This window comes from Pseudomonas lactucae (assembly GCF_036688725.1).
Classification (GTDB): Bacteria; Pseudomonadota; Gammaproteobacteria; order Pseudomonadales; family Pseudomonadaceae; genus Aquipseudomonas; species Aquipseudomonas lactucae.
In genome coordinates, this window is sequence record NZ_JAQQPT010000001.1 from 96,330 (window position 1) to 118,637 (window position 22,308).

Annotated in this window: 17 protein-coding genes; 5 read left to right on the top strand and 12 right to left on the bottom strand. The window is 61.8% G+C overall.

The genetic code is table 11. The features are described from left to right. The first annotated feature begins 133 nt into the window (after positions 1-133). Entirely contained in the window at positions 134-1,243 is a 1,110-nt protein-coding gene (locus V6M90_RS00465) for an AGE family epimerase/isomerase (RefSeq protein ID WP_332845938.1), read from the top strand. A gap of 55 nt (positions 1,244-1,298) precedes the next feature. Here the strand turns inward: V6M90_RS00465 and V6M90_RS00470 are convergent, their stop codons facing one another. The 8 genes from V6M90_RS00470 to amaB form a co-directional block, all read right to left on the bottom strand. Beyond that, on the bottom strand, positions 1,299-2,063 hold the full coding sequence (locus V6M90_RS00470) for an SDR family oxidoreductase (protein WP_003171401.1): 765 nt from the start codon (positions 2,061-2,063) through the stop codon (positions 1,299-1,301). 713 nt (positions 2,064-2,776) lie between these two features. After that, on the bottom strand, positions 2,777-3,493 hold the full coding sequence (locus V6M90_RS00475; RefSeq protein ID WP_003171400.1) for an ABC transporter ATP-binding protein: 717 nt from the start codon (positions 3,491-3,493) through the stop codon (positions 2,777-2,779). Beyond that, positions 3,490-4,365 carry an ABC transporter ATP-binding protein gene (locus V6M90_RS00480; protein WP_003171398.1) on the bottom strand — a complete coding sequence of 292 codons (876 nt, stop codon included), beginning with the start codon at positions 4,363-4,365 and terminating at the stop codon, positions 3,490-3,492. Before V6M90_RS00480 ends, V6M90_RS00475 begins: the two co-directional genes overlap by 4 nt. After that, entirely contained in the window at positions 4,362-5,639 is a 1,278-nt protein-coding gene (gene livM, locus V6M90_RS00485; protein WP_003171396.1) for a high-affinity branched-chain amino acid ABC transporter permease LivM, read from the bottom strand. The genes V6M90_RS00480 and livM overlap by 4 nt, the downstream gene beginning before the upstream one ends. A gap of 3 nt (positions 5,640-5,642) precedes the next feature. Then, entirely contained in the window at positions 5,643-6,557 is a 915-nt protein-coding gene (locus V6M90_RS00490; protein WP_010213575.1) for an ABC transporter permease subunit, read from the bottom strand. A 140-nt stretch (positions 6,558-6,697) separates the two neighbouring features. Continuing rightward, positions 6,698-7,834, bottom strand: a complete 1,137-nt coding sequence (locus V6M90_RS00495; RefSeq protein WP_003171394.1) for a branched-chain amino acid ABC transporter substrate-binding protein — start codon at positions 7,832-7,834, stop codon at positions 6,698-6,700. Positions 7,835-8,208: 374 nt separating this feature from the next. Further along, positions 8,209-9,492 (bottom strand): L-pipecolate oxidase, encoded by a 1,284-nt coding sequence (amaA, locus tag V6M90_RS00500; protein ID WP_332845939.1) that lies wholly within the window; start codon positions 9,490-9,492, stop codon positions 8,209-8,211. Between the two features lie 124 nt (positions 9,493-9,616). Further along, positions 9,617-11,107 (bottom strand): L-piperidine-6-carboxylate dehydrogenase, encoded by a 1,491-nt coding sequence (amaB, locus tag V6M90_RS00505; RefSeq protein WP_078731334.1) that lies wholly within the window; start codon positions 11,105-11,107, stop codon positions 9,617-9,619. A 154-nt stretch (positions 11,108-11,261) separates the two neighbouring features. Between amaB and V6M90_RS00510 the strand changes: the two genes are divergently transcribed. From V6M90_RS00510 to nadE, 3 genes are all read left to right on the top strand, one after another. Further along, positions 11,262-12,152, top strand: a complete 891-nt coding sequence (locus tag V6M90_RS00510; RefSeq protein WP_003171390.1) for a LysR family transcriptional regulator — start codon at positions 11,262-11,264, stop codon at positions 12,150-12,152. Between the two features lie 131 nt (positions 12,153-12,283). Continuing rightward, positions 12,284-13,498: a nicotinate phosphoribosyltransferase gene (pncB, locus tag V6M90_RS00515; protein ID WP_003171388.1), complete on the top strand. Its 1,215-nt coding sequence runs from the start codon at positions 12,284-12,286 to the stop codon at positions 13,496-13,498. Positions 13,499-13,501: 3 nt separating this feature from the next. Next, complete coding sequence (gene nadE / locus V6M90_RS00520; RefSeq protein ID WP_003171387.1) at positions 13,502-14,329, top strand: ammonia-dependent NAD(+) synthetase; 828 nt, start codon at positions 13,502-13,504, stop codon at positions 14,327-14,329. A gap of 74 nt (positions 14,330-14,403) precedes the next feature. On the opposite strand, the gene azu is transcribed toward nadE, so the two are convergent. Beyond that, positions 14,404-14,850, bottom strand: coding sequence for an azurin (gene azu, locus V6M90_RS00525; protein WP_332845940.1), 447 nt, complete (start codon positions 14,848-14,850; stop codon positions 14,404-14,406). A gap of 332 nt (positions 14,851-15,182) precedes the next feature. Here azu and V6M90_RS00530 point away from each other — a divergent pair, with 332 nt between their 5' ends. Beyond that, the gene (locus V6M90_RS00530) at positions 15,183-15,365 is read left to right on the top strand and encodes a hypothetical protein (RefSeq protein WP_003171385.1); all 183 of its coding nucleotides are present in this window, start codon (positions 15,183-15,185) and stop codon (positions 15,363-15,365) included. A 46-nt stretch (positions 15,366-15,411) separates the two neighbouring features. On the opposite strand, the gene V6M90_RS00535 is transcribed toward V6M90_RS00530, so the two are convergent. The 3 genes from V6M90_RS00535 to V6M90_RS00545 form a co-directional block, all read right to left on the bottom strand. Beyond that, positions 15,412-16,302, bottom strand: coding sequence for a transglutaminase family protein (locus V6M90_RS00535; protein ID WP_003171384.1), 891 nt, complete (start codon positions 16,300-16,302; stop codon positions 15,412-15,414). After that, positions 16,302-18,788 carry a circularly permuted type 2 ATP-grasp protein gene (locus tag V6M90_RS00540; RefSeq protein ID WP_003171383.1) on the bottom strand — a complete coding sequence of 829 codons (2,487 nt, stop codon included), beginning with the start codon at positions 18,786-18,788 and terminating at the stop codon, positions 16,302-16,304. Before V6M90_RS00540 ends, V6M90_RS00535 begins: the two co-directional genes overlap by 1 nt. 148 nt (positions 18,789-18,936) lie before the next feature. Beyond that, complete coding sequence (locus V6M90_RS00545; protein WP_141063023.1) at positions 18,937-22,227, bottom strand: transglutaminase family protein; 3,291 nt, start codon at positions 22,225-22,227, stop codon at positions 18,937-18,939. Positions 22,228-22,308 lie beyond the last annotated feature (81 nt).

The following is a 22,308-nucleotide window of genomic DNA, read 5'->3' on the forward strand; positions in this document are numbered from 1 at the left end:
TCCCACATTTGTACTGTGTTCACAAGTCTGAATGTGGGAGGGGGCTTGCTCCCGATAGCGGTCACACAGACACCACTGTTCCCAAGCCTGCTACCATGCGCGGCAAACACCCCTGCCGTGACGACGCCAGCCAATGCCCATCGCTTCCCCGCCTGCCTTGAATACCGTGCTCACGCACTTCCACACGCTGATCGTGCCGCTCTGGCAGGGCCCGGGCTGGAATGCCGACCTGGCACTGCCCTACGAGGCGCTGGATGCCGATCACCGGCCTTTGCCCCCACAACGCTACCGCGCGATGGCCTGCGCCCGGCAGTTGTACCTGTTCGCCAGCCTGATCGGCGAGCCGGAGGCCGCGTTCGCCGAAGAACGCGCCGCAGCGCTGTTCCGTTCCCTGCAACGGCACTTCCATGACGCCGAGCACGGCGGCTGGTTCTACAGCATCGACCCGGCCGGGCAGCCGCAGGACAAACGCAAAGACCTCTACACCCACGCCTTCATCATCTTTGCCTGCGCCCATTACTGGGCCAAGGTGCGTGAGCCATTGGTAGAGTCGGTGCTCAATGCCGCCCTGGAAGTGGTGGCCCAGCGTTTCGCCACCGGCGATGGCCTGTACGAGGCCGTGCTGGAGCGCAATTGGTCGTCCCTCAAGTCGGGCCCGCTGCAAAACCCATTAATGCACCTGGCCGAAGGTTTCCTCGCCACCCTCGCCGTACGGGAAGACGCCGACGTGCAGGCCGCCCTGCTCAACCTGGCGACGGCCATGCAGCAGCGCTTCATTGATCGCCAGCACGGCGTGATGATGGAGAAACCGCTGGGCGCTGTGGATAACTGGTTTGAACCGGGGCATCAGTTCGAGTGGTTCTTTTTGCTGGAATCGTCGGCGGTGCTGCGCGGCACAGCGCTGCATGCCTCGCTGACACGGGCGTTTGCCTACGCCGAGGAAACGGGCGTGGATAAGTCAAGCGGTGCGGTCAGCGGCATGCTCGCCCTCGATGGCAGCATGCGCGACGGTACTCAACGGATCTGGGCTCAGGCCGAATACCTGCGGGCGTTGACCTTGCGGCCTGGCAGTGAGGCGGTGTTGCAACGCCAATTGCTCGCGCTGCAACAGCATTTCCTGCATGAGCAAGGCTGGCATGAATGCCTGGATGCCAATGGCAAGGTGAGTCGGCGGGATATGCCGTCGACCACGCCGTATCATTTGGCGACCTGCTATCAGGGGCTGATCCGGCATCTCGGGTGATCTTCAGGGCCTCATCGGGGGCAAGCCCCCGATGGCAACGATTCGATCTAAAGCCCTACTTGGCCCCACGTTCGATGGCGAACCCAGCCCAGGTCTGGCTCACCGGCATCAGCTCCAAGCGGTTGATATTCACATGCGCCGGCGTGTTCATGACCCAGAATATCGTGTCGGCAATGTCCTGCGGCTGGATCGGCTCGGCACCGGCATAAGTGGCGTCATAGCGCGCCTGGTCACCACCAAAGCGCACCAGCGAAAACTCGCTCTCGCACAGGCCCGGCTCGATGTTGGTCACGCGCACGCCGGTGCCTTGCAGGTCACACCGCAGGTTCAGCGAAAATTGCTTCACGAACGCCTTGGAGCCGCCATACACATGGCTGCCCGGGTACGGGTAGCTGCCGGCGATGGAGCCCAGGTTGATGATGCCGGCACCACGGCCGTGGGCGATCAAGCGCGGCAGCAGCAGATGGGTGGTGGTCAGCAGGCCCTTGATGTTGGTGTCGACCATGGTCTCCCAATCGTCGAGGCTGCACTTGGGCGCCGGGTCAGTGCCCACGGCCAGGCCGGCATTGTTGATCAGCCCGCGAAGGGTGGCGAACGACGGCGGCAGGTTGGCGATGGCGTCTTCCATGCCCTTGCGGTCACGCACGTCCACCACCAGGCCATGCACTTCGGTCTGCTTGGAAAGCTCTTCGACCAGCGCATTCAAGCGTTCGGCACGACGGCCGGTGAGCACCAGTTTCCAGCCGGCCTCGGCAAATCGACGGGCGCAGGCTTCGCCGAAACCTGAAGTGGCGCCAGTAATAAACAGCGTGTTGGACATGGTGTTCTCCTTGCGGGCATCGGGAAAAAAGTTGCCAGCAGAATGCCCTTACCCCGCCGTCGCGGCAACCGCTGTGCGCACTTCTTTACGCCGGACTGATCACTTTTTAACCATGCAGGGCAAAGCCATATAAACCGTGGCGTGTAGCGATATGCACGCAGGTTATCCACAACTGCGCCCACAGTCTTTGGGGGCAAGTGCAAAACCACACAGGCCTCTATTCACAAGGCTTGCAGGCGATTTTAGAAAGTTTTTTGCTTGACCTTGGCGGGGGCGTATGTAGGCCCATGGATGGCGTGGAAATTCAGACGATGGCTCCAGGCCAGTCATTCCGGCCTCTGCGGCGGTCTTTCCAGAGTTTAGTCACAGACTTATCCACAGGCTGAACAGACATATTCCGGTCATATACCTGTGTCTTTAAACAGGTTGACAAACCCCTTGGGCGGTCGCGAAAAAGTCGCTGATCAAAAAACAACCGTCGCGCTGTAAGCCACGGTTTTAAAGGCGTTCAGCCAGCTACTCCCACGTTACCCACAGCCGGTTCCACAGCGGATGGGGACAAGTCAAAACGGTGACAAAACAGGGATTTGCGGCGGCTATATGTCGCGCTTTGGGAGGTAGCCGGATTTGTTTTCCACAATTTGGAAAGTCGCCAAAAATAAATGTGGGAGGGGCACCGCCCCTCCCACAGGATAATGCGACAAAGTTTGAGATCAGTGACCGCCGAGGTAGGCGTTGCGCACTTCCTCGTTCACCAATAGCTCCTTGCCAGTCCCGGTGAGGCGAATCTCGCCGTTGACCATCACATATGCCCGATCCGACAGGCGCAGCGCGTGGTTGGCGTTCTGTTCCACCAGGAAGATGGTCATGCCGGTGGATGCCAGTTCGCGCAGGGTGGCGAAGATCTGTTTCACCACGATCGGCGCCAACCCCAGGCTCGGTTCGTCCAGCAACAACAGCTTGGGTCGGCTCATCAGCGCGCGGGCGATGGCGAGCATTTGCTGCTCGCCGCCGGACATGGTCATGGCGCGCTGGTTACGCCGTTCCTTGAGGCGCGGGAACAGCTCGAACATGCGCTGCATGTCTTCGCTGGCAAACTTGTCGCCAATCGGGATGGTGCCCATCAGCAGGTTTTCCTCGACGGTCATGTCGGGGAACACCCGCCGCCCTTCCGGCGACTGCGCAATACCGTTGGAGGCGATGTAGTGGGATGACTTGTGGGTAATGTCGACGCCGTTGTAGATGATTTGCCCCGACTCGGCCCGCGGCTGGCCGAAGATCGACATCAGCAAGGTGGATTTGCCCGCGCCGTTGGAGCCGATCAGGCTGACGGTTTCGCCTTCGTTGATCTGCAGCGAGACTTTTTTCAGGGCCTGGATCGGGCCGTAGAACACGTCCAGGTCCTTGATTTCGAGGATAGGTGCGCTCATACCAGCTCCTCTTCGTCCGCGCCCAGGTAGGCGGCGATCACTTTCGGGTCGTTGCGGATTGCATCCGGCCCGCCTTCGGCGATCACGTTGCCGTGGTCCAGCACCACGATGTGGTCGGAAATACTCATTACCATGCCCATGTCGTGTTCGATCAGCACCACCGTGAGGTCGTGTTCGTCGCGCAGCAGGCGAATCATCGCGCTGAGGGCTTCGGTTTCCTGGGGGTTGAGGCCGGCAGCGGGCTCGTCGAGGCAGATGATCTGCGGCCGCGTGCACATGGCGCGGGCGATTTCCAGGCGGCGCTGCTGGCCGTAGGAAAGCTCACCGGCCAGGCGGTTGGCGCAGTCCACCAGGTCGACCACTTCGAGCCAGTAGAACGCGCAGTCCAGCGCGTCGCTCTCGGCCTTGCGATAGCCCTTGGTGTTGAGGATGCCGGCCAGCATGTTGCGGTTGACCCACATGTGCTGGGCCACCAGCAGGTTTTCCAGCACCGACATTTCCTTGAACAGGCGAATGTTCTGGAACGTGCGCGCCAGGCCGGCGCGGTTGACCAGGTGGGTGCCACCGAACATCTTGTAGTACACGCGGCTGAGAAAGCTTTTCGGCGACACGAAGTCGGTGGCCCGGAAGCGTTCGCCAAGCAGTTGGATCACATTGGTCTGCTTGCCGCGCACGTTGAGTTCGATCTTGCCGCCACTGGCTTTGTAGAAGCCGGTAAGGCAGTTGAATACGGTGGTCTTGCCGGCGCCGTTGGGGCCGATCAGGGCGAAGATCGAGTTGCGTTCGACCTTGAGGCTCACATCGCTCAGGGCCTTGATGCCACCGAAGTGCATCATCAGGTGTTCCACGGACAGCACGATTTCCTTGCTCATGGTGCCACTCCTTTGCGCGGCGTCACCCCGGTCCGGCTGATCCGTATCAGGCCGCGTGGCCGCCAGATCATCATCACCACCATCAGCACGCCAAACAGCAGCACACGGTATTCGCTGAAACTGCGCAGCAGTTCCGGCGCCACGGTCAACACGAACGCCGCAATCACCACACCGACGGTCGATCCCATGCCACCCAGTACCACAATGGCCAGGATCAGCGCCGACTCGAAGAAGGTGAATGACGACGGGTTGACGAACCCCTGGTAGCTGGCAAAGAACACCCCGGCCAAACCGGCGGTGGAGGCACCGATGGTGAACGCCGAGAGCTTGACCAGTACGTGGTTCAGGCCCATGGAACGGCAGGCGATTTCATCTTCACGCAGGGCTTCCCAGGCGCGGCCGACCGGCATGCGCGTCAGGCGGTGCTTGATGTACAGCACGGCCAGCACCACCAGGAACAGCACGATATAGATGAACATGAACTTGATGTTGGGGTTGTAATCGATACCGAAGAACTCATGGAAAGGAATGCCACCATCCTTGGCACGCTTGCCGAACTCCAGCCCGAGGAAGGTCGGCGAGGGCACCGGCATACCGTTCGGCCCGCCGGTGAACGACAGCCAGTTGTTGAGCACCAGGCGGATGATTTCACCGAAGCCCAGGGTCACGATGGCCAGGTAGTCACCGTGCATTCGCAACACCGGGAACCCGAGTATGCACCCCGCCAGCGCCGCCGCGATGGCCGCCAATGGCAGCACCGTCCAGAAGCCCAGGCCCAGATATTGGTAGCCCAGCGCCAGGCCATAGGCGCCGATGGCATAGAACGCCACGTAACCCAGGTCGAGCAGGCCCGCCAGGCCGACCACGATGTTCAGGCCCAGGCCCAGCAGTACGTAGATCAGGCCGAGGATGACCACGGTGAGCAGGTACTTGTTGGCGAAGATCGGAAACACGATGGCGATCACGATCAGCGCCGGGATGATCCAGCGCAGCCGCGATTTGTAGTCCGGTGCCAGCACGTGCACGCCGGAGCCACTGCTCTCGAAGCCCTGCAGGATCTTCACGCCCTTGGGGGTTTGCAGGAACAGGCTCATGGCAAAGCGGCCGACCATCACGATGGCGACCAGCAGGCCCACGCGGGCCGGTTCCAGGTTGAAGCTGTAGCCGTCGAGGACCACGCCGACGATCGGACCGAACACGATCAACGAAATCAGCCCGGCAAGGATCGTATCGACGACACTTTTCTTGATATCGATAGGTTTGGCAGCAGACATGTTTTACACCTTCGCCACGAGTGGGCGACCAAGCAGGCCCTGGGGACGGAAAATCAGAATCACCACCAACAGGGAGAAACTGAACACGTCTTTGTAGTCAGAGTTGATCAACCCCGAGAACAACGACTCGGAGATACCGAGGATGATCCCGCCCAACATCGCCCCAGGCAGGGAGCCGATGCCGCCGAGTACCGCAGCGGTAAATGCCTTGATGCCGATGATGAAGCCGGCATAGAAGTCGAAGGTGCCGTAGTTGAGAGTGATCAGCACGCCGGCCAACGCGGCCATGGCGGCACCGATGACGAACACGTAGGAAATGACGCGGTCGGTGTTGATCCCCAGGATCGAAGCCATCTTGCGGTCTTGCTGGGTGGCGCGGCACATGCGGCCGAGCTTGGTGTACTTGATGACGTAGGTGAGCAAGGCCATGCCGGCGAACGCCGCCACGAGAATGAACACCTTGGTGTAGGTGAGCTGGACGAACCCGCTGCCGATATCGACACGCCAGGCCCCGGCCAGCAGGGTCGGGATGCCTTGTTGCTTGGCGCCCTGGGCGATCTGTGCGTAGTTCTGCAGGATCAGCGAGATACCGATGGCGCTGATCAGCGGTGCCAGTCGGGTGGAGTTGCGCAGCGGTTTGTAGGCGACCCGTTCAATGACCCAACCGTACACGCCGGTGACGACCACGGTGAAGATCAGGGTGCCGAGTATGAGCAGCGGGAAGGATTCGATGCCGAAGTAAGCCAGCAGTGCCAGACTGATCGCCGCGAGGTAAGCGGAAATCATATAAACCTCGCCGTGGGCGAAGTTGATCATGCCAATGATGCCATAGACCATTGTGTAGCCGATGGCGATCAGGCCATAGACCGACCCGAGGGTCAGGCCGTTGACCAGTTGCTGCAGGAAAATACCATCCATAACGCAATCTCACGCGGTGAGCACCTGCACACCGGTGGGTGTGCGGCGCTTCTGGAGGAAAAGACAGATCTCAATAACCACACTGTCCCAATATGGGAGGGGGCAAGCCCCCTCTCACATTGGATCTCTAGTGCTTGTGCTTACTTCTGCTTTTCCAACTGGTGGTATTTGCCTTCTTTATCCCACTGGTAAACCACGTAGTCGGACACTTTCAGGTCACCCTTGGCGTCCCAGGTCTTCTCGCCCATCACGGTCTTGACCGGGTGAGCCTTCAGCCATTTGGCGGCGTCTTCGCCCTTGTTGGACTTGGCGCCGTTGAAACCGGCGGCCAAGGCCTGCAACGAGGCGTAGGCATACAGGGTGTAGCCTTCAGGCTCGTAACCGGCCTTGCGGAACTCTTCCACCACGGCCTTGCTGTCCGGCAGCAGGCGCGGGTCGGCGCCGAAGGTCATGTACACACCATCGACGTACTGCGCGCCGCCGGCGGTGGCCACCAGTTCGTCGGTCACAACACCGTCGTCGGACATGAACTTGACGTCCTTGAGGCCTGCTTCACGGATCTGGCGGACCAGTGGACCGGCTTCCGGGTGCAGGCCACCGAAGTACACCACGTCGGCGCCCAGGGAGCGGATCTTGGTGACCAGGGCACTGAAGTCTTTCTCGCCACGGGTCAGGCCTTCTTCCAGCACCGGTTTGACGCCGCGCTTGGTCAACTGGGCAGCGGTGGCGTCGGCCAGGCCTTTGCCGTAGGTGTCCTTGTCGTTGATGACCGCGACTTTCTTGCCCTTGAGCACGTCGACGATGTAGTCGCCGGCGACGATGCCTTGCTGGTCGTCACGCCCGCACATGCGGAACATGGCGCCGAGGCCGCGCTCGGTCACTTGTGGGTTGGTGGAGCCTGGGGTGATCGCGATGATGCCCGCCTCGTCGTAGACCTCGGAGGCCGGGATGGTGTTGGACGAGCAGAAGTGCCCGACCACGCCGATCACTTTGTCCTGGTCGGCCAGACGGTTGGCCACGGCCACGGCCTGCTTGGGTTCGCAGGCGTCGTCGCCGGCCACCAGCACGACTTTCTCACCGTTGATGCCGCCGGCCTTGTTGATGACTTCGGCTGCCGCCTGGGCACCCTTCATGTACTGCTCACCGAACGACGCGTTGGCGCCCGTCATGGGCCCCGCCACGCCAATCTTCACATCAGCTTGAACAAACGTAGAAACACCCAGCGCCGCTGCAACGGCGAGGGCCAGAAAACCTTTCTTGTAAAACGTCTGGGACATGAGTGGTGCTCCGATATTTTTGATTTTTGGCACGACAACTTGCATTCAAACCTTTCACCGAAAGCTCAGAGCAAGCGTCGTGCCAGTACGTTTTTATTCTTCAAAAAGACACGGTGTCATTGTTATTACAGGCGTTTCGCTGCCGCTTGCCAGTACGTGCAACCCTCTAGCTCACAAAGGTGCAACCGGCAGCCATAAAAAGCACAACCCTTGCGGGTCGCACCTGCAACCGGATGCATAAACGACTGTTCCTGCACTTGTTACAACATGCGTAACGGAACTGCACATTTACAGTGCGCGACTGCTACGACTTGCACCAATACAGATTAGGCGCCCGCGCACGGGATGCGGTCTTTTGCGCGGTATTTCGCTGATCAGATCACGATTCGCAGGCATTGCCCGGCGTGATACAGCGAGAATCCCGCCTCATACAAACAGCTACGCAGACCCACGCCGGCCAAAGGTTGCATGGGCGCGAACGGAATCGGCAACGCCTGGGGATTCTGGTGACACAGATAGTCGGCAAACGCCTTGCCGACCACACTGCCGGTGGTCACGCCCCGCCCGTTATAACCGGTGACCGCCACTAGGCCCGGCGCCGGCTCGAACAGACGCATCAAGTGATCGGGGGTGAAGGCAATGCAACCGGTCCAGGTGTATTCCCACTGCACCGATTTGAGATACGGGAAATAGTGCTGCTGCACCCGATCGGCCCACGCCTTGAGGAACCAGGCCGGCTTCTGGTTGCCGTTGCCCAGGCTGCCGAGCAACAAACGACCATCGGCGTCGCGGCGGATGCTGCTCAATACCTGACGCGTGTCCCACGATCCCTGGCCGCCAGGCAGGATTTGTCTGGCGGCGTCGTCGGTCAGCGGTGCCGACGCGACCTGATAGTAATAACCGGGGAAAAAGTTACGCCGCAGGTCGGTCCATTCGCCTTCGGTGTAGGCGTTGGAGGCGATGACCACCTGTGCGGCTCGCACTGCTCCCTGGGCAGTCTGCACCGACCAGTTTGAACCCTGGCGTTCGAGTTGAGTGACGGGCGAATGGTCGAACAGTTGCCCGCCAAGGCCGACGGCGGCCGTGGCCAGCCCCGAGGTGTAGGCCATTGGATTCAACGTGCCCGCACGTCGATCCAGCAAGGCGGCGGCGATCTTTTTCGTGCCGGTGGCCTGCTCGCAGGCCTGGCCGGTGAGCAGTTCCACCGGTGCGCCACGGCGTTTCCATTGTTCGTCACGGCTGCGCAAATCCGCCTCGCCACGGGCGTTGTGCGCCATGTGCAACGTGCCCTCGCGGCGCAATTGGCAATCGATGTTGTACTTGTCGATCAGGCTGAACACCAACGACGGCGCCGCGCCCAACATGCGGTTGAGCTGGCTGCCCACCGCTTCGCCGAAACCGGCTTCGATGTCATCCGGCGGGATCCACAGCCCGGCGTTCACCAGCCCGACGTTGCGCCCCGAGCCACCATGGCCGGTGCGATGGGCTTCGAGCACGGCGACGCTTTTACCCTGTTCCAGCAAATGAATGGCCGCCGACAAACCGGTGATGCCGGCGCCGATCACGCACACATCCACGTTGACCTCACCCTTGAGCGCGGTACGGTCCGGCCGGCTGGGGGTGAGGTGCTCCCACAAACATGTTTCGCGTAGTGCCATTGCCAGACTCCGATGAGACCCAACAAACAACAATCCTGATGTGCAATGCGATCGTATGTGAGAGGGAGCAAGTCGAATCGTCGCACCGCCCCTCCACATTTTGATCTCACTCCGACTTGAGGGATCAGTCGAAAGTGATGCCCTGCGCCAGCGGCAACTCCAACGAGTAATTCACGGTATTGGTCTGCCGACGCATATACCCACGCCACGCATCCGAGCCCGACTCACGCCCGCCGCCGGTCTCTTTCTCACCGCCAAACGCGCCGCCGATTTCCGCGCCACTCGGGCCGATATTGACGTTGGCGATGCCGCAATCACTGCCCACCGCCGACATGAACTGCTCGGCTTCACGCACATCCGTGGTGAAGATGCACGATGACAAGCCTTGCGGTACAGCGTTGTTCAGGCGCAGGGCTTCGGCGAAGTCGGTGTAGCCGACCACGTACAGGATCGGCGCGAAGGTCTCGGTACACACCACGTCGCTTTGCTCGGGCATCTCCACAATCGCCGGCGACACGTAGTAGGCATTGGGGAAGGTGTCTTCCAGTTGGCGCTTGCCGCCGAACACCTTGCCGCCTTCGCTCAAGGCTTGCGCCAGGGCGTCCTGCATGTTGTCGAAGCCGTGCTTGTCGATCAGCGGGCCGATCAGGTTGCCTTCCAGCGGGTGGCCGATGCGCACTTTGGCGTAGGCCGCCTTGAGGCGCGTGACGATTTCTTCCTTGACCGACTCGTGGGCGATCAGGCGGCGCAAGGTGGTGCAGCGCTGGCCGGCGGTGCCGACGGCGCTGAACAGAATGGCGCGTACGGCCATGTCCAGGTCGGCGCTTGGGCCGAGGATCATCGCGTTGTTGCCGCCCAGTTCGAGGATGCTGCGGGCGAAACGCGCGGCGACTTTCGGTGCGACTTCGCGGCCCATGCGGGTGCTGCCGGTGGCGCTGATCAACGCTACGCGTGGGTCATCCACCAGCGCAGCGCCGGCATCGCGACCACCAATGATCACCTGACTGAGGTACTGCGGGGCATCGTTAAAGTTCTTCAGCACGCGCTCGAACAGCGCCTGGCACGCCAGGGCGGTGAGCGGGGTCTTTTCCGACGGTTTCCAGATCACGGCGTTGCCGCACACCAGGGCCAGGGCGGTGTTCCACGCCCACACCGCGACCGGGAAGTTGAAGGCGCTGATCACGCCGACCACGCCCAGCGGGTGCCAGGTTTCACGCATGTGGTGGCCCGGGCGCTCAGAGGCGATGGTCAAGCCGTACAACTGGCGCGACAGGCCGACCGCGAAGTCGCAGATGTCGATCATTTCCTGTACTTCACCCAGACCTTCCTGGGTGATCTTGCCGGCTTCCCAGGACACCAGCTCGCCCAGGTCGGCCTTGTATTCACGCAGCATGTCGCCCAATTGCCGTACCAACTCGCCACGACGTGGGGCCGGCACTTTGCGCCAGGCCTCGAATGCATGCTCGGCGCGACTGACCTGTTGTTCCACCTCGGCGGCGCCTTCCCAGTGCACGCTGCCGATCCGGCTGCCGTCAATCGGCGAATGCACGGGCTGTTTACCCGCCTGGTACAGGGCCGGGTTTACCCCGAGACGATCAAGCAATGCGGCAACCATGGGTCACTCCTTCAAATCTGCGTACAAAAAATCGCGCCGCAACACGCACGGCGATCCAGACCTTATTTGTAGCTGGCCCAAGACTTGCCAACAAACGACGATTAGGCGAGATATCATTCCGTTTATTCATGCAAAGCATAAAAAGAGGCACGCCGTGCTGAACAAAAGACATTTGCCCTCGATCACCGCCCTGCAGTGTTTCGAAGCCGCCACCCGCCACCTGAGCTTCACCCGCGCCGCCGAGGAGCTGAACCTCACGCAGAGCGCGGTGAGCAAACAAGTGGCGCAGTTGGAGGAGTTGCTGCAACACCTGTTGTTTCGCCGCGTGCGTCGCCGCCTGCAAATGACTCCGGCGGGCGATTTGTACCTGGTGGAAGTGCGCAAGATCCTCACCCAGGTGGAGATGTCCACCCATTACCTGCGCTCCTACGGCGGCGAAACCGAAGTGCTGCGCGTGTCCACGCCCTACACCTTCGGCGCACGCTGGCTGGTGCCGCGCCTCAAGGGCTGGCGCCTGCGCCACCCACAGATCCACCTGGACCTGTGTAACGAGCAGGAACCGGACGAATTGCTGCAGGGCAAGGCCGACCTGGCCTTCTATTTTGGCCAGGGGTCACGCCCCGGCACCGAGAGCTTGAAGCTGTTCAGCGAAGAACTGGTGCCGGTGTGCGCACCGGAAAGCCTGCCGGCCAAGCCGCTGACGGACCCCACGCAGTTGAGCGAGTTGGTGTTGCTGCAAAACGCCTCGCGCCCCCAGGGCTGGCACGACTGGTTCGCCAGCCAGGGTTACCAGACCGAACACAGCTACCATGGGCCGCGTTTCGATACGTTCTATATGTGCATTCGTGCGGCACAGGTGGGGTGTGGCGTGGCGCTGCTGCCGCGCTTCCTGGTGGAAGAAGAACTGGCCGACGGCAAGTTGGTGATCCCTTGGCAGCATGCGATGCCGAGCCAGGATGCCTACTACCTGGCGTATCCGGAGCATTCGGCGGAAGTGCCCAAGGTGCGCGATTTTGTGAAGTGGATGATGGCTCAGGTTATTTAGTGCCCGATAGCGTCAGTAGCTTTGGCGAAAAAATCACTGGCAAAACCCCACAGGTCTATGCGCCACTAGCCACCTTCCTCAATTGCGCGTAAAGGCCGGCGCCATCGCCGACCCGTCTGGAGATTCCCGTTATGAGCGAGAGTGTGTTTGCCGATCGCATCGTGCAGAACCTGCTCGACACCGACTTCTACAAGCTGACCATGATGCAGGCGGTGCTGCACAACTACCCCAACGTGGAAGTTGAATGGGAGTTTCGTTGCCGTAACAGCGAAGACCTGCGCCCGTACCTGGCGGAGATCCGCTACCAGATCGAGCGCCTCGCCGAGCTGAGCCTGAGCCCGGACCAGCTGGGGTTCCTGGAACGCATCAGTTTTATGAAGCCGGATTTTCTGCGCTTTCTGGGGCTGTTTCGCTTCAACCTGCGCTATGTGCAGACCGGCATCGAGAACGGCGAGCTGTTTATCCGCCTGCGTGGGCCGTGGCTGCATGTGATCCTGTTCGAAGTACCGCTGCTGGCCATCGTCAGCGAAGTGCGCAACCGCTACCGCTACCAGACCGTGATCCTCGAACAGGCCCGCGAGCAGTTGTACCGCAAGTTCGACTGGCTGACCGCGAATGCCGGCAGCGATGAACTATCGGAACTGCAAGTGGCCGACTTCGGCACGCGCCGGCGCTTTTCGTACCGGGTGCAGGAGGAGGTGGTCAATGTGCTCAAGCACGACTTCCCCGGGCGCTTTGTCGGCACCAGCAACGTACACCTGGCCCGCGAGCTGAACATGAAACCCCTGGGCACCATGGCCCATGAGTGGATCATGGCCCACCAGCAACTCGGCCCACGCCTGATCGACAGCCAGATCGCCGCCCTCGACTGCTGGGTCCGCGAATACCGTGGCCTGCTGGGCATCGCCCTGACCGATTGCATCACCACCGATGCGTTCCTCGGCGATTTCGACTTGTACTTCGCCAAGCTGTTCGACGGCCTGCGCCACGACTCCGGCGACCCGGTGCAGTGGGCCGAAAAAGCCATCGCCCATTACCACAAGCTCGGTATCGAACCAATGAGCAAGACGTTGGTGTTTTCCGACAGCCTGTCGTTGCCCAAGGCCCTGGAGATTTTCCGCGCGTTGCGTGGCCGCATTAATGTGAGCTTCGGCATCGGCACCAACCTGACCTGCGATATTCCAGGCGTGGAACCGATGAGCATCGTGCTTAAAATGACCGCCTGCAATGGCCAGCCCGTCGCGAAAATCTCTGATGAAGCGGGCAAGACCCACTGCACCGACCCGAATTTTGTCGCCTATTTACGTCACGTTTTCAAAGTACCTGCCATTTCCAGCAAGGAGTGAATCATGCAAGCCGTACAGCGTGAGATTGCGCAGCAGCTCAAGGTGCAAGCGCCATTCAAAGACCAGGCCGCCCTTGAAGCCGAGGTGGCCCGGCGCGTGACCTTTATCCAGGACTGCCTGCGCAATTCGGGCCTCAAGGCCCTGGTACTGGGCATCAGCGGCGGTGTCGACTCCCTCACCGCCGGCCTGTTGGCCCAGCGCGCCATGCAGGAACTGCGCGCCCGTACCGGTGATGCGGCGTATAAATTCATCGCCGTGCGCCTGCCCTACGAAACCCAGTTCGACGAAATCGACGCCCAGGCCTCGGTGGACTTTATCGACCCGGACGAGCGCCACACCGTGAACATCGGCCCGGCGGTGAAATCCCTGGCCAATGAGGTGGCGGCGTTTGAAGGCAAGGCCGCAGTGTCCCGTGACTTCGTGCTGGGCAACACCAAGGCGCGCATGCGCATGGTGGCGCAGTACACCATTGCCGGCGCCGCCGGTGGGCTGGTGATCGGGACTGATCATGCGGCGGAAGCGGTGATGGGTTTTTTCACCAAGTTCGGTGATGGCGCGTGCGATCTGGCGCCCCTGAGCGGGTTGGTGAAGAACCAGGTGCGCGCAATCGCACGCCATTTTGGCGCGCCGGAGTCGTTGGTGGAGAAGGTGCCGACGGCCGACCTCGAAGACCTGTCGCCGGGCAAGCCGGACGAGGCGTCACATGGCGTGACCTATGCCGAGATCGATGCTTTTTTGCAGGGTGAACCGGTGCGTGAGGAAGCGTTCAGGATTATCTGCGACACGTATCGCAAGACTGAGCACAAGCGGGTGATGCCGTTTGCGCCTTGAGGTGAGTCAGATAGTTTTATGTTGACTGTCAGTTAGCTATCGGGGGCAAGCCCCCGATAAACGATAACGCGGTCTTATTTGACGACCACAGTGCCTTTCATCATCGAGATGTGGCCTGGGAACGAGCAGAAGAACGCATAGTCCGTCCCGGCGGCCAGTTTCGCTACATCGAAGGTCACCGAATCTTTCTCGCCGGCACCGATGATCTTGGTGTGGGCGATGATGCGGTCGTCGCCTTCTTTCAGGTAATTCTTGTCGATGCCAGCAGCCATGCCATCAGTCGCAACCAGTTGCATGTTGGCAGCGCTGGTCAGCACCCAGTTATGCCCCATGACGTTTTTAGGCAAGCTGCCCGAGTGTTCCAGGTTCACGGTAAACGTCTTGCAGCTCTTGTCGATCACGATTTCCTTGGTGTTGAAGGACATCTGGTCAGTGGAGTCGACGGTGACCTTGCACTCTGCAGCAAGCAACTGGCCGCTCGCCAGAGTCAGCAGGGAAACAGCAAAGATTTTCGCAAACATGTGAATCTCCAAGGCAGGGTTTAAAAACGCGGATTGCGGTAAGGGTGCCTCATACGGGCTTGAGTTCTTATGATCTGAATCAACAAATTGTATACAACTTTAGGCTATCAGACTTATCAACACAATCTACCAGCCAAAGTCGCAGCACCCGCCTATGATCGGCCCCATCACCCACTGGAGCCCGAGCCATGCCCTTCAATCAATTCTTCAACGGCCTGTTGGCCGCGTATGCCTGCGGTAAGTGAAGGCCAAGCGCGCTGCTAAGCTGCTACCATAGCGACCCAAGGCAGCCGCGCGCCGCCACCCTCACCTTCGACCCTAGAGGATCGCCCATGGCCAAACCCAATTACTCCTTCGCCAAACGTCAGAGAGACCTGGCCAAGGAACAGAAGAAAGAGGAAAAGCTGCAACGCAAGAAAGCCGCTGCCGATGAAGAAGCCGGCGCACTGAACCCGGACGTCGATGCAGAAGAAACGAGCGACGAGACTGAAGCACCAAAAGATCCGGCTGAATAATTTCCTTTGTGGTGAGCAGGCGCGCCCTGCTCACCACAATCCACCGCTACTCCAGCGGCATCACCGTCACCCGCACTTCCGGGTCATGGCTCCCTCCCCCCAGAATCACCCCCCGCAACGGCGACACATCGGAAAAATCCCGGCCCCAGGCCAGGGTGATGTGCTCCAGTGCCGGCTGTACGTTGTTCGTCGGGTCAAAATCCACCCAGCCCGCCACCGGGCAAAACACCGAAACCCACGCATGGGACGCATCGGCGCCGATCAGTCGTGGCTGGCCGGGCGGTGGCTGGGTAAGCAGGTAGCCGCTGATATAACGCGCCGCCAGGCCTCGCGAACGCAGGCAGGCGAGCATCAGGTGGGCGAAGTCCTGGCACACGCCACGGCGGCGTTCCAGCACTTCCACCAACGGCGTGGCGACTTGGGTGGCTTCGGCATCAAAGGTAAATTCACTGAAGATTTTTTCCATCAGTGCCTGCACGCCAAGCAACAACGGCTCGCCGGGCGGGAAACAACTTTCGGAGAACTCGACGAAGGTTTTCTTCAGGTGCACGTAGGGGGATTCGAAGCGATAGCGGCACGCTTCGATCCGCTCAGGGGTCATTGCCTGGCTGCTGTAGGTCAGGCTGTCTCGCGTCCGGTCCCAGGGCGGCGACTGTTGGAAGTCCAGCAGCGGCCGTGCCAGCACTTCCACGGTCAACCCGGCATTGACCAACAACTCATCGTGGGGCCGCTCGAAGGCCAGGCGCGTGATCGGGTTGCCGAACACATCCAGCTCATCGCGTCGCGACGATGGCTGCGGGCTGATCTCCAGCTGTTGCGAGGTGCAGCGCTGCCAGGCACATGGCCGTGGCCACAAATGCGCCAGCTGCTGGGCCAGGGACACCGGACTGTCGTAGTGGTAATGGGTATCGTGAAAAATCTGGTAGCGCGCGCTCATTACACCGACACCGTTTGCTGGCTGACATCATCCACGTGGGCAAAATGGCGCAGCGCCAGGCGATCCGACACTTGCCCGCTTTCATCGGCCACCGCTTGCAGCAGGTCGGCCAGGCCATCCAGTGCGGCACGCACGCTGGTTTCGCCGAACAGTCCGTTCTCCAGGCAACCCAGGTCGAAACGCGCCAGGCGCTCCACCAAGGGCGCCAGGCCAGTCTCGCGGGGCACGCCGAAGTCATCGTTGAGACGACGCAGGGTACGGCTCACCAGCTTGAGCTGGAACAGCACCGCATGGGGGTTCTGCTCGTCGAGCAGCAACAGGTCGAGCACCGGAATCAACTGCGGCACCGCCAGGTAGCGCGAGCGATAGGTGATGCTGCTGTTGCCCAGCTCCAGCAACCAGTCCAGCCCCGCCTGATCGAATACCGCCACGCCGCGCAGGAACGCCGCGAGGCTGCCGCTCAGAAATTGCAGGCGCTCGATACGCCGGCCCATCATCAGGAAACGCCAGCCTTCGTCGCGAGTCATGTCGTCCAGGGCAAAGCCGGACAACGCCGCGAGGGACATCACCAGGCGGTTGAGGAAATCCAGCAACTCGCCAAAGTCCGGGCTTTCACGCTCCAGCTCCATGGCTTCGCGTTGCAGCTCGACCAGGGCCTGCCAGTTCTCTCGGGACAACTTGCCCCGCACCTGGGACGCCGCCCATTGCAAGCGCTGCAGGTTGGCGCGCAGGCTTTGCGGCCAGTCATCGCCGAGCAACGCCGCCATCAGGCGTTCGGGCAGCTCGTCTTCCTCCGGCAACAGACGCAGGTTTTCACCCAACTCCACCGCCGCCTGCAACGCCAATGGGTCGTCACCATCGACATAGCGCGCCAGCACGATACGCAGCCAACGTGCGCTGTCATCGCAGCGCTCGCAATAACGGCCGAACCAGAACAGGTTCTCTACCACGCGCGACGGCAGATAAGGATCGCGGCGCACCAGGTCATGGGCACCAATCGTGCGCTGCGCGCGCCACTGCTCGCTGCCCGGTGCGCGTTCGCCGAGCACCCAGGTGTCTTTGCTTGCGCCACCGCGTTGCATCGACACCACTTCGGCATCGGCCTCGGCCGCCACGCGGGTCAGGCCGCCGGGCAGCACGCGGTAGCCCTCGGCGCTGGCCACGGCGTACACGCGCATGCCGATGGCGCGGTGTTGCAGGTGGTCATCCACGGTGTGCCACACCGGCGCCTGGGACAGTTGCGCCAATTCCTGGGCGACGTAGGCGTAGGGCCGCGCACGCATGCGTTCGGCCAGGGCCTGGCGTTGCTCATCGTTCAAATCGCGGCCAAACACCGGGGCGAAACTCTGCGACGGGAATGCCGGCTTGATCAGCAGCTCAGGCAGTTTCTCCAGGGCTTCGGCGAGCACCGGCGCTTCACCGCACCACCAGGTGGCGATGGACGGCAGGATCAGTGCTTCGCCGAACAGGAATTCATTGATCTTGGGCAGAAAGCCCAGCAGGCCCGGGGACTCCAGCACGCCGCTGCCCAGGGCATTGGCTACCAGCACATTGCCCTGGCGCACGGCATCGAGCAGGCCGGGCACGCCCAGGGCCGAGTCGGTGCGCAGCTCCAGCGGGTCGCAGAAGTCGTCGTCCAGGCGCCGCATGATCGCGTGCACCCGGCGCAGGCCGCTGAGGGTCTTGAGGAATACGGTGCTGTCGCGCACGGTCAGGTCGCCGCCCTCCACCAGTGGGTAGCCGAGCTGGCGGGCGAGGTAGAGGTGTTCGAAGTAGCTTTCGTTGAAGCGGCCAGGGGTGAGCAGCACGATCAGCGGCGGCTGGTTGTCGCTCGGCGCCTGGCGGGCCAGGGTTTCCTGGAGTGTGCGAAAGAACCCGGTGAGGTGCTGCACCTGCAAGTCGCGGTACAGGTCCGGGAAGGCGCGGGACACGATGGTACGGTTTTCCAGCGCATAACCGGCGCCCGACGGCGCCTGGGTGCGGTCGGCGGTGACCCACCAACGACCATCCGGGGTGCGCGCCAGGTCCACGGCGTACAGGTGCAGAAAAGTACCGTCGGGCGGTTGGATGCCCTGGCACGGCCACAGGAAATTGTTATGCCCGAACACCAGTTCCGCCGGCAGCAAGCCTTCCTTGATCAGGCGCTGCGGGCCATAGAGATCGGCGAGCACGGCATTGAGCAGGCGCGCACGCTGGGCGATCCCGGCGGACAACTGCTGCCATTCATCGGCGGCCAGCACGTGGGGCAGCAAATCCAGCTCCCACGGGCGGTCGGCGCCCTTGGGGTCGGCGTAGACGTTGTAGGTCACGCCGTTTTCCTGGATCTGCCGCGTCAGCAGCGCCTGGCGCTGGGCCAGTTGCGCCGGGGTGCTGCGCTGCAGGTGATCGAGCAGGCGCCGCCAATGGGCACGCACGGCGCCGCTGTCGTCCAGCAGTTCGTGATAAGTCCCCGTGGTCAGCGGGTAACGGTCGAGCAAGTCGGACATGGAACGCTCGGCAGAGGCAAAGGGGCTCAGATTAACTCAACAAACACTGCAAATCCCCTGTGTCGCCGGGCTTTTGTGTTGAGCGGGCTTGCCCCGCGCGAGGCAAGCTCGCTCACCACAAAAGCCCAGGGGCCCAGTGAAATCGCATTCAGTCTTTTTTATTGGAGAAACGTCGTAGATCCAGAGTCATCGGCAGCTCGTCATTAATCTCCAGGTTTGGCACCGGCAGTTTTCCAGGCGTATGCCCCAAGCGGAAAAACCGCTCCTGCCGCCGGCTCTCAGCGCCGTTGGCGTTCACCGGCAAGCTGTCGTAGTTGCGCCCGCCCGGATGCGCCACGTGGTACTGACAGCCGCCCAGCGAACGTTGCATCCAGGTGTCCAGCAGGTCGAACACCAACGGCGCGTGCACCGCAATGGTCGGTTGCAGGCAGTTGGCCGGTTGCCACGCGCGGTAGCGCACACCGGCGACAAACTCACCCACGCGACCGGTCGGTTGCAGCGGCACTGCAATACCGTTGCAGGTCAGCAGGTAGCGCTGCGGCGGCAGGCCGCTGAGTTTGACTTGCAAGCGTTCCAGCGACGAGTCCACATACCGCACGGTACCGCCTACCGCGCCCTCCTCGCCCAGGACATGCCAAGGCTCCAAGGCCTGGCGCAGCTCCAGTTCGATACCGTTGACGGCGTAGTCGCCCACCTTGGGGAAACGGAACTCCAGGTGCGCGGCAAACCATTCTGCGCGCAGCGGGTAGCCGGCGGCGTTGAGTTCGACGATGACGTCGGCGAAATCCTGCTCGATAAAGTGCGGCAGCAGGAAGCGGTCATGCAGTTCGGTGCCCCAGCGCGCCAGTTTTGGCGGTGCATAGGGTTCACGCCAGAAACGCGCGACCAGCGCCCGCAGCAGCAGTTGCTGGGTCAGGCTCATACGCGCGTGGGGCGGCATTTCAAAGGCGCGCAGCTCCAGCAGGCCCAGGCGGCCTGTGGCACCGTCGGGCGAGTAGAGCTTGTCGATGCAGAATTCGGCGCGATGGGTGTTGCCCGTCACGTCGATCAGCAGGTTGCGCAACAGGCGGTCTACCAGCCACGGCGGGCATTCTTCGCCGGGGGCGGGCATCTGTGCGAAGGCGATTTCCAGCTCATATAACGCATCGTTACGTGCTTCATCCACCCGTGGCGCCTGGGAGGTCGGGCCGATAAACAGGCCGGAAAACAGGTAGGACAGCGATGGGTGGTTATGCCAGTAGCTGATCAAACTGCGCAGCAAGTCGGGGCGACGCAGAAACGGCGAATCCTTCGGCGTGGCGCCCCCGAGCACAAAGTGGTTACCGCCACCGGTACCGGTGTGGCGCCCGTCGATCATGAATTTTTCAGTGGTCAGGCGGGTTTGCCGGGCCTCTTCGTAGAGGAATTCGGTGCGCTCGACCAACTCGTCCCAGGTCGCGGACGGCTGCACGTTGACCTCGATCACACCTGGGTCCGGGGTAATCCGGAAGTTGCTCAGGCGCATATCGAACGGCGGCTCATAGCCTTCCAGCAACACCGGGCAATGCAACTCTTCGGCGGTGGCCTCAATGGCGGCCACCAGTTCCAGGTAATCCTCAACGCGCTCCAGAGGCGGCATGAACAAGTACAGCCGGCCCTCACGTGCTTCGGCGCACAACGCGGTACGGGTCAGCCAATCGGCGGATTCGTCCACCTGCGGCACGCGGTCTTCACTGGGAGCAGGCTCACCGTGGCTTTGCAGTTGCGCGGTGGTGGGCAGCTCCGGCTGCTCCTGATTCGGGTCGGTGGGGTGCACGAACGGATATTCCGCCGCCGTCACCCACGGTTGCGAGGCCAGCGGCAGGCGATAGCCCAGCGGCGAATCTCCCGGCACCAGGCGGCAGTGGTTGTCGCGCAGGTACCAGCGGCCGCTTTGCCAACGGTCATTGGCCGCCGTGCGCGCCAGCGGCAGTACCTGGCCGATGACCTTATCCAGGCCCTGGCTGAATACTTTGCGCAGGCGCGCGCGCTCCAGATCGTCGCTCAGGCGCGGGTCCTGGGCGGTGACGTTTTGCGCCAGCGCGCCTTCACGCCACAGGTAGTAGAAATTATCTTCGAACGCGGGGAATACAAAGCGCGCCGGCAGCTTGAGGCGCTCGGCGACGCTGGCCAGGAAACGCCCGGCCATCACGCCATCGGCGCCGTAGTCCTGCTGTTCATCGGCGATCAACGCGCTGTTGTGCCAGATCGGCACGCCGTCGCGGCGCCAATAGCAGTTGAGCGACCAACGCGGCAGTTGTTCGCCGGGGTACCACTTGCCCTGGCCGAAATGCACCAGGCCCTTGGGCGCATAGTGCTGGCGCATGCGCTGGAACAGCTCGGCCGACAGGCGACGCTTGTCCGGGCCGAGGGCGGCGGTGTTCCACTCGGCGCCGTCGGGGTCGTCGATGGACACGAAGGTCGGTTCGCCGCCCATGGTCAGGCGTACGTCGTCCTTGAGCAGGTCGCCATCGATCTGTCGGCCCAGGGCCTGGATCGCCAGCCATTGTTCCTCGGTGTAGGGCTTGGTCACCCGAGGGGCTTCCCAGATCCGCTCCACCGACATTTCGTGAGTAAATTCGCACTCGCACGGTTCCACCAGCCCACTGATCGGTGCGGCGGACGATGGGTCAGGACTACAGGCCAACGGGATATGCCCTTCACCGGCAAACAAGCCGGACGTGGCGTCCAGGCCGATCCAGCCGGCGCCGGGCAAATACACTTCGCACCAGGCGTGCAGGTCGGTGAAGTCCACCTCAGTACCGGATGGGCCGTCGAGGGCTTTGACGTCGGCGGTCAGCTGAATCAAGTAGCCGGACACAAACCGCGCCGCCAAGCCCAGGTTGCGCAACAGTTGCACCAGCAACCACGCCGAATCGCGGCACGAGCCGGAGGCGTTTTCCAGCGTGAACTCCGGGGTTTGCACGCCCGGCTCCATGCGGATCAAATAGCCGATATCGGCGGCCAGGCGCTGGTTGAGACCCACCAGGAAATCCACGGCGGGCAACGGCGTACGGTCGATACCGGCCAGGTAGGCGGCGAATTTAGGCGTCAGCGGCAGGGTTTCCAGGTACGGCGCCAGCTCGCGCTGCTCATCGGCGGCGTAGCTGAAGGGGATTTTCTCGGCGTAGGGCTCGAGGAAAAAGTCGAACGGGTTGAACACCGCCATCTCGGCGACCAGGTCGACTTCGATACGCAGTTCATCGGTCTTTTCCGGAAACACCAGGCGCGCCAGGTAATTGCCCTGGGGGTCTTGCTGCCAATTGATGAAGTGCTGTTCGGGCAGCACTTTGAGTGCGTAGGACAAAATCCGCGTACGGCTATGGGCCGCCGGGCGTAAACGCACGATCTGTGGGCCGAGTTCAACAGCGCGGTCGTAGCGGTAATGCGTAACGTGGTGCAACGCGACATGAATCGACACGGCGGCCTCCTGCGAGCCAGGGCATGGATACAACGTGCGCAAGACTTATGCCAGAGCGGAGGTCATTGCGCTTTATCGTAA